Here is a 482-nt window from a genome sequence, read left to right as displayed (position 1 = left end):
ATGTTAATCAGGCCGTTGCCGTCGGTGTCACCCGGCACCAGAGTAACGTTCACAGTAGTTGTTTGCCCGGAGGTCACTGTTACAGGAGTGACCTTTGCGGGATACTTATCAGCAAATATCGCCAGGAGGTAGCTGCCCGGGGTCAGGTTGCTGAAGGTAAATGTGCCGCCGTTGTTAACGGTCTGCCACACGCCGTCCCTCAGGCTCACATAAGCGGGGCCGCCGGTGCCCCTGATCGTTACTGTGCCGGTGATGCCGGCGCCGCCCCCGCTTCCTCCGGTAAAGGTGAACTCGACCGTGTTGCTTGCCACGACCGCCTGGCTTGAGTTGGCGTCTTTAGCGTAGGCGACGACCGTATAGGTGCCCGCCACCGGGTTGGGCAGCTGGAAGGTATTGCCGCTGCCGTATGGGCCGCTGCTGTACCAGTTGCCGTTCGGGGCCTGGAACCAGAACTGGTAGACGGGGTTGCTGCTGCCGGTAGC

The 482-nt window shown here is 61.2% G+C and carries 1 protein-coding gene; it reads right to left on the bottom strand.

Annotated features, from left to right (window positions below):
• Positions 1–482: carboxypeptidase-like regulatory domain-containing protein (locus Pmgp_RS19405; RefSeq protein ID WP_134216328.1), on the bottom strand; the 482-nt coding region annotated here is incomplete at both ends.

The sequence above is a fragment of the Pelotomaculum propionicicum genome (assembly GCF_004369225.1).
Classification (GTDB): domain Bacteria; phylum Bacillota; class Desulfotomaculia; order Desulfotomaculales; family Pelotomaculaceae; genus Pelotomaculum_B; species Pelotomaculum_B propionicicum.
This window is presented reverse-complemented; position numbering and strand designations above follow the sequence as displayed.